This is a genomic window from Ochrobactrum sp. AN78, from assembly GCF_029909885.1.
GTDB lineage: Bacteria > Pseudomonadota > Alphaproteobacteria > Rhizobiales > Rhizobiaceae > Brucella > Brucella quorumnocens.
In genome coordinates, this window is the sequence record NZ_JASAMU010000001.1 from 740,628 (window position 1) to 746,627 (window position 6,000).

Below are 6,000 nucleotides of genomic sequence, written 5' to 3' on the forward strand. Positions count from 1 at the left end.
ACCGTTATCATGGCAAATTTATACACGAGAGATATGCTGCGTCACAGATTTTGGGCTTTACACCTTTATGATGTCGCGCGAGAAGAACCCGCCTCCGTTGAGAGTGCGTTCGATCTGATTTTATTAGATTAGCGCTCCGAAGTTTTCTGGTTGAAGCATAATCTTATCGATCATTGTTTCATTCCTGTCGGATTATGCTCTAAGTGGAGTCATATATGCAGATTTTAGCGATGAGGGATTTCCGTGACGCATCCGGTGTTTGATTTTCTGGCCCAGCGCAGCTCTACGCCTATTTCCGCCATTTCAGAACCAGCACCGCAGGGGACTGAACTAGACGAATTGTTGAAAGTGGCAGCACGCGTACCGGATCATGGACGTCTTACACCGTGGCGCTTTATTCTTTATCGTGGTGACGCTCGTCACAAGGTTGGCGAATATCTGGCCAAGCGCGCAGATGAGCGGGAGGGGCCTTTGAATGATAGCCGCAAAGATCAGGAACGTGCGCGCTTTGCTCGCGCACCGTTGGTCATTGGCATTGTTTCGTCACCAGTTGCCCATGAACGTATCCCGGTATGGGAGCAGTTTCTTTCGGCCGGTGCCGTGGCCATGAATCTTTGTACCGCTGCGAACGCGCTTGGCTACGCAACCAACTGGATCACCAACTGGTATTCAGACGATGCGCCTGCTCGTGCGTTTCTTGGTCTCTCGCCTGAAGAGCGGGTTGCTGGGTTCGTTCATATTGGTACGGCGCAAAACAAGATGCCCGAGCGCCCGAGAGCTGAAATGGACAAGATTGTCTCTGATTACAGCGGGCCGTGGTCATCCTGATCTTTCGCTTTATAGCTCAGCCTTAACTAATGGAAAAACAGATGTTTTATGAGCCATCAGTCGGTCATAATCTTCCTCACAATCCATTCAAAGCGATTGTCGCACCGCGTCCGATTGGCTGGATCGGGACGCGGTCAAAAAATGGCGCGGTCAACCTCGCTCCATATTCATTCTTCAATGCAATATGCCATACGCCGCCGATGATAATGTTTTCATCAAGCGGCTTTAAAGACAGCGTTTCGTTTATTGAAGAGACGGGCGAGTTCACGGCCAATCTGGTGAGCGATCATCTCAAAGAGAAGATGAACGCTTCATCGATCAACGCTCCGCGCGGGACCAGCGAATTTGAATATGCTGGGCTGACGATTGCGCACAGCAAACTCATCGCGGCGCCATATGTGAAAGAAGCCTACGCTGCGCTGGAGTGCGTCGCCGTGGAGATTAAGCGCTTGCAGGACAAAGAGGGCAGGCCGACCGACAACTACATGGTGATTGGCGAGGTCGTTGGTGTGCATATTGACGACCGAGTGCTTACGGATGGTCTGTTCGACATTAAAAAAGCTAAGCCGGTGACCCGACTTGGCTATATGGATTATGCGACCACAGAGGGCGTCTATCAGATGTTTCGACCAAAGTGGGAAGACAAAATTTGAATTATCGGGGCTGGTTACAGCCCGTTTTTCTTTGCCTCGACCCAGATTGCTTCCATGTCATCGAGCCGTGCTGCCTCAAGGCTGCTGCCTGATTCCTTCAACGACTTTTCGATGAAATCAAAGCGACGCTTGAATTTGTCGTTCGCTGCAATGAGCGCTGTTTCGGCATCAATTTCCAAATGCCGGCCGAGATTGACCATTGCGAAAAGCAGATCGCCATATTCTTCCGCAATATTGGCTTTGTCCTGCGCCGCCATTGCTTCTTTGAGCTCGGCTGTTTCTTCCGCGATCTTGTCCAGTATAGGTGCTGCTTCCGACCAATCGAAACCGACTTTGGCTGCCTTTTGCTGTAGCTTTAACGCGCGTAGGAGAGCCGGGAAGGCGTTCGGGATATCATCAAGATAACGTGTTTTATCAATAGTTTCCAAGCCGAGCTTAGCGCGGCGTTCTGCGCGCTCGGCCTTTTCTTCTGCCTTGATGCGGTTCCAAGAGCCTTTGGCCATGCCAGCGCTTCGGGCTTCTGCGTCGCCAAACACATGCGGATGGCGACGGATCATTTTGTGCGTGATGGCCTCAACGACGTCACCAAAAGCAAACTGGCCCTGTTCTTCCGCCATGCGTGAATGAAAAACCACCTGCAGCAACAAATCGCCGAGCTCTTCACGAAAATCATCAACATCGTCACGCTCGATGGCATCGAGGACCTCATAGACTTCCTCGAGTGTATAAGGCGCGATTGATCTGGAGGTCTGTTCTACGTCCCAGGGACAGCCCGTTTCGGGGTCACGAAGGGCAACCATGATTTCGAGAAGACGGTTGATATTGCGGGAGGGTTCCATCTTCGCTCCATTAAAATTGATGTCGCATTCTTGAGGCAGTCTGCAAGAATCGGAGGGTTTGGGTTGCAGTTCGCTACGGTTTTTGCATAGTCAGCCAACAAACGCTCTCGGGATCGCACATTGGGGCTGTATGTTCAACAAGCAGGTATTTAAAGCATGACGATTCTTGTAACTGGTGGCGCCGGATATATCGGTTCTCATACATGTGTACAGCTGATCGAGGCCGGCCATGATGTGGTGGTGGTCGATAATTTCGATAACAGTAATCCGGAAGCTCTCCATCGCGTGGAAAAAATCACTGGTCGCGCACCTATTCGCGAACCGGGCGATATTCGCGACCGTACTTTGCTGGAACAGATCATCACGCGTCATAAATGCACGGCTGTCATCCATTTTGCCGGTTTGAAAGCAGTGGGTGAGTCGAGTGAAAAGCCGTTGCATTATTATGATTGTAATGTGCTTGGCACGCTGCGTTTGTTGCAGGCTATGGAAGCCACAGGCGTCAAGACACTTGTCTTCAGCTCGTCTGCGACGGTTTATGGCGATCCAGAAAAATTGCCGATTACCGAAGATCAGCCGCTTTCCGCGACCAATCCATATGGGCGCACGAAGCTTATTATCGAAGATATGCTGCGCGATCTTTATAACAGCGATAACAGCTGGAAGATCGCGATCCTGCGTTATTTCAATCCGGTCGGCGCGCATGAAAGCGGCCTGATCGGCGAAGATCCCAAGGGTATTCCAAACAACCTGATGCCGATCATCGCACAAGTGGCAACCGGCCGCCGCGAAAAGCTCAACATCTGGGGTAATGATTATAATACGCCGGATGGCACGGGGGTTCGTGACTATATCCATGTCGTTGATCTTGCTGCCGGACATCTCAAGGCGCTCAAGAAACTTGATGAACCAAAGTGCTTTTCTGTCAATCTGGGGACAGGGCAGGGCTACAGCGTTCTTGATGTAGTAAAAGCCTTCGAACACGTTTCAAATCGTGAAATTAAATATGAGCTTTCGCCACGCCGTCCGGGCGATGTGGCCGAGTGTTATGCCGACCCTGCTTTTGCCCGTGATTTCCTTGGCTGGACTGCCGAGAAAAATCTTCAGGAAATGTGCAAGGACATCTGGAACTGGCAGTCGAAAAATCCAAATGGATATGAGATGGATTGAGGGTTGAAAGGCCCTTATGCAGCTCATTTTCCCGGAAAAGTGATCCGATTGGCGGCTAACTCCGTCCTTTAGTGTTGTGCCGATTTCTGATCGGCTTATTACAAACTAGTGGATTGAATTTGACGGTTGAATACCGACTGACACACATGCTGTTTCAAACGTCAAATTCGAAAAATCCACTAGATTCATAAACTTGCTAGTGGTCATCTTGATTCCGACATTTGTCCGACGCCAGTATCCGAGGGATGCAAATATCGGGAATCAGACCGCTAGGGATCACAACTAGCTCGGAACGTTCTCGGAGGCATGTGTGTGTTCTCGGGGAGCGTTCAAGTATGAAGTGCTGAAGGACTGACGAGAAATGCGTTTTCTGCCCGATAAGTTCACCTGCATGTTGATTGCGACCATTCTGCTTGCATCATTTCTTCCTGTGCAGGGTGATTTTGCTGAATGGTTCGGTATTGCAACCAAGATCGCAGTTGGACTTCTGTTCTTCCTGCACGGCGCGCGTTTGTCGCGTGAGGCAGTTGTGGCTGGCGTCACTCACTGGCGACTGCATCTGGCGGTCGTCTGCTCAACATTCGTCCTGTTTCCAATTTTGGGACTGACCGCAGGCTGGACTATTCCGGGGCTTGCGCAATCGCCGTTTTATCTCGGTATCCTTTATCTCTGCGTTCTTCCTTCAACCGTACAATCTTCAATTGCCTTTACCTCTATGGCTGGCGGCAATGTTTCTGCGGCCATCGTTTCTGCATCTGCATCGAATATTTTCGGCATGTTCCTGACGCCGTTGCTTGTCGGGCTGCTGTTTGCGGTTAAAGGCGGCGGCGGGATTTCAGTCGATGCGCTGGAAGCGATTTTGCTGCAATTGCTTGCACCATTTGTTCTGGGGCAAATCTTGCAGCCATGGATTGGCAATTTCATGCGTCGTCACAGCAAATCGCTTGGCTTTGTCGACCGTGGTTCGATCCTGATGGTTGTCTATCTCGCATTCAGCGAGGCTATCGTTGAAGGCCTGTGGCACACCGTTTCCTGGAGCGATCTTGGCGTCATGATCGGTGTAAATATCCTGCTTCTGGTGATCGTCATGCTGGCCACATGGTATGGAAGCAAGTGGTTCGGCTTTAATCACGCTGACCGCATCACCATTATGTTTTGCGGTTCGAAGAAAAGCCTCGCCAGCGGCGCGCCGATGGCCAGTGCGATCTTTGCTGGCGCGAATGTCGGTAGTGTCGTGCTGCCGCTCATGCTGTTTCACCAAATTCAGCTGATGGCTTGCGCAGTGATTGCGCGCAAACTTGCCGATCATAAGCCTGCTTCCAGTACGGCAACTGCGGCGGCTGAATAGAACTGGTTCTTGCTGTCATCTTCATATGAGGGTAGGAGGGCAGGCGAGTGGTTCGCCTCGCCCTTTCCATCTATGGAACACGCGCCGTAACCCGTATAATAGCTCTCTACTGGCCTTTTCAGTTCGCTGACGGCTCAACAAAAGGCAACGCAGATGTCCAAGCAGAACGGCAAATCCCATAACACGGATACTCTTGATCAAGAGGCGCTGGCTGAGGCTTACAACCATGCGCTTGCCCTGGAAAAGGCTGGCGATCTGGATGCTGCTGCTGAGGCCTATAAAGCAGTTCTCGAAATTGATCCCGAAGACCACGGTGGCGCTGCCGTACGTCTCGCAAGCATGGGGCGAGGAACTGTGCCGCCGAAAGCACCGGACGCTTATGTTGCAACGCTGTTTGATCAGCATGCCGAGATGTTCGATACAATTCTCGTTGATCAGCTTGGTTATGACGTGCCGCTGCAATTGCGTGAAATGCTTCTGGAACTGGATGAAGAGTTTCAGGCCGAGCGCATGCTGGATCTTGGCTGCGGTACCGGGCTTTCTGCCGATGCGCTGGACGACATGGCCGATCACAAGACCGGCGTCGACATATCTGAAAACATGATCGAAGTGGCTTATGAAAAAGGCGATTACGATGCGCTTTTTGTCGGCGAAGCAGTTCGTTTTCTTGAGACCACAGAGGAAGACGCTTGGGACCTGATCGTCGCAACAGACGTGCTGCCTTATATGGGCGAGCTTGACCGCTTTTTCTCGGGCGTTGCGGAGCATCTGCGGACTGGAGGCTATTTCGGGTTCTCCAGTGAAACGCAGTCAGATGAGCGTTTCGCTGGCCGTGATTTCATGGTTGGCGATTTTCAACGTTTTGCACATGCGCAGTCCTATGTACGTTCGCTGCTCTCAGAACACGCTATGGACTGTATTCGTTGCACGGATATCACTGTTCGAAGTGAGCAAGGATCGCCAGTTCCAGGACATCTCTACATAGCTCAGCGTCGCTAACGTTTATTGGGTCTTGTGTGCGAACTTAGATCGTCTTGTTCCATAATCTATCTTATGTGATTACGACATGTAGGGGCTATTTAGTAATGCGACAGTTGGGCCAGTTAGAGATGCGACGTGTCGCCTCTTGAGGTGCTGGTCAATGTCAACGTTGGAGGCAAGG

General features: G+C 51.2%; 6 protein-coding genes. 5 read left to right on the top strand and 1 reads right to left on the bottom strand.

Features of this window, described 5'->3' with window-relative positions; genetic code table 11:
- Positions 1-243 precede the first annotated feature (243 nt).
- Together QBD00_RS03570 and QBD00_RS03575 are read left to right on the top strand one after the other, a co-directional pair.
- The gene (locus QBD00_RS03570) at positions 244-828 is read left to right on the top strand and encodes a nitroreductase (RefSeq protein ID WP_318578646.1); all 585 of its coding nucleotides are present in this window, start codon (positions 244-246) and stop codon (positions 826-828) included.
- 41 nt (positions 829-869) lie between these two features.
- Positions 870-1,481, top strand: coding sequence for a flavin reductase family protein (locus QBD00_RS03575; RefSeq protein WP_318578647.1), 612 nt, complete (start codon positions 870-872; stop codon positions 1,479-1,481).
- A gap of 14 nt (positions 1,482-1,495) precedes the next feature.
- On the opposite strand, the gene mazG is transcribed toward QBD00_RS03575, so the two are convergent.
- Entirely contained in the window at positions 1,496-2,320 is an 825-nt protein-coding gene (mazG, locus tag QBD00_RS03580) for a nucleoside triphosphate pyrophosphohydrolase (RefSeq protein ID WP_095446677.1), read from the bottom strand.
- 156 nt (positions 2,321-2,476) lie between these two features.
- Here mazG and galE point away from each other — a divergent pair, with 156 nt between their 5' ends.
- The 3 genes from galE (at position 2,477) to QBD00_RS03595 (ending at position 5,837) form a co-directional block, all read left to right on the top strand.
- Positions 2,477-3,490: a UDP-glucose 4-epimerase GalE gene (gene galE / locus QBD00_RS03585; RefSeq protein ID WP_095446676.1), complete on the top strand. Its 1,014-nt coding sequence runs from the start codon at positions 2,477-2,479 to the stop codon at positions 3,488-3,490.
- Positions 3,491-3,851: 361 nt separating this feature from the next.
- Positions 3,852-4,838: a bile acid:sodium symporter family protein gene (locus tag QBD00_RS03590; RefSeq protein WP_095446675.1), complete on the top strand. Its 987-nt coding sequence runs from the start codon at positions 3,852-3,854 to the stop codon at positions 4,836-4,838.
- 153 nt (positions 4,839-4,991) lie between these two features.
- A complete protein-coding gene (locus QBD00_RS03595; protein WP_318578648.1) occupies positions 4,992-5,837 on the top strand; it encodes a class I SAM-dependent methyltransferase in 846 nt (281 codons plus the stop codon).
- The last annotated feature ends 163 nt before the right edge of the window (positions 5,838-6,000 follow it).

Coding starts and splice junctions, on each gene's coding strand:
- mazG (WP_095446677.1), bottom strand. CDS start 2,320: ATGGAACCCTCCCGCAATATCAACCGTCTTCTCGAAATCATGGTTGCC.
- QBD00_RS03575 (WP_318578647.1), top strand. CDS start 870: ATGTTTTATGAGCCATCAGTCGGTCATAATCTTCCTCACAATCCATTC.
- QBD00_RS03590 (WP_095446675.1), top strand. CDS start 3,852: ATGCGTTTTCTGCCCGATAAGTTCACCTGCATGTTGATTGCGACCATT.
- galE (WP_095446676.1), top strand. CDS start 2,477: ATGACGATTCTTGTAACTGGTGGCGCCGGATATATCGGTTCTCATACA.
- QBD00_RS03595 (WP_318578648.1), top strand. CDS start 4,992: ATGTCCAAGCAGAACGGCAAATCCCATAACACGGATACTCTTGATCAA.